General features: G+C 45.2%; 1 pseudogene. It reads left to right on the top strand.

The features are described 5' to 3' along the window. Positions 1-478: 478 nt before the first annotated feature. Positions 479-1391 (top strand): annotated as a pseudogene (gene tnpC / locus IQ263_RS30060) (IS66 family transposase). Positions 1392-1399 lie beyond the last annotated feature (8 nt).

Genomic DNA, 1399 nt, shown 5'->3' with positions numbered 1-1399 from the left:
TTAGATAAAGGAATGGAAAAACTCCCCGACAATCAAGCAACTATCGAACGAGGCAAAAGAAGCCTTGATAGTAGAGCTATGGCAAGAAATCCAAAAACTCAGCGCAGCATTAGCCACATACCAACCAAAAGCAGACCGATCTCCCACCAAAACTAGCAAAAATTCCAGCACTCCGCCATCAAAGGGATTTAAGCCCAACATTAAGCCATCAAAAATTCAGGGGATTAAAAGACAAAGAAGCGTTGGAAGAGTCGGAGGAGGAAGAGAGCTACATCCTGAACCCGACCAAACAATCATCGCCCAACTCAAAAATTGTCCCCAGTGTGGAGAAAAAGTCACCGCCGCCACACAAAAATTGCAATCCGTCTACGAAAAAATCGAAATTCCACCAATTCGCCCCATCATCACCCTCCGTGAACGTTATGGTGGTCAGTGTGCCTGCTGTCAAACCGAGTATGTTGCACCTGTACCATTAGGAATGGAACCAGGTTCACCGTTTGGTAGTTCGATTCAAAGCTTAGTTACATATCTGCGTTACACTCATGCCATCAGCTACGAACGGCTGTCGTCCATATTTGGAGAAGTCTTTGGACTCAAGATATCCGAAGGAGCAATCGCTAACTTGCTGGTGCAAGTCAAAACCAGTTTAGATGAGCAAGTAAGTCAAATATTGCAACGGTTGCGGCGGGCAAAATTAATTTGCTCAGACGAAACCAGTGCGAGAGTGAACGGACAAAACCAGTCGGAGTGGGTGTTTCAGAATCAGGATGTTTGTTTACACGTCATCCGCCCGAGTCGAGGAAGTGAGGTAATGAAGGAAGTTCTGGCAGAACATCGTCCCGATATTTGGGTGTCAGACTTATTTAGTGCTCAAAAAAATCACCCAGCACCACAATGGCAAGTATGCGAGTGCTCATCAACTGCGCGATTGCCAATATGCGATTGACGCTGGGGACAGGATTTTTGCCCCAGGGATGAAGAGGTTATTATTAAGGGCTTTTATCATCCATCGGCGACGATCAAAAATAGACGATACTAGACTCAATCGATATCGAGAAAATTTACAGGAAAGATTAACCAAGCTTTTGGATTTAGTACCACATCATCCCGATGGTCTCCGTTTACGAAAACGTTATGGTGGGCTGAGCGACAATTTATTTCTATTTTTGGAAGATGCGACAATTCCACCCACGAATAATAGTAGTGAACAGGCGATTCGGATGAGCGTGATATTTCGTCGTGTCACCAATGGCTTCCGTTCTTCATGGGGGCGAGATTTGTTTGCTGCCGTTCGTTCAGTGGTTAATACTGGCAAGCGTCAGGGCTTGACGGCTTATCAATCTATTCAACAAGCTCTCTCTATTGATGGCTCCCTTTTTTCCCCTAGTTGAGCAATTAC

The sequence above is a fragment of the Tychonema sp. LEGE 06208 genome, from assembly GCF_015207505.1.
GTDB lineage: Bacteria > Cyanobacteriota > Cyanobacteriia > Cyanobacteriales > Microcoleaceae > Microcoleus.
Note: the sequence above shows the minus strand (reverse complement) of the source record. Positions and strands in the feature narration are given on the sequence as shown.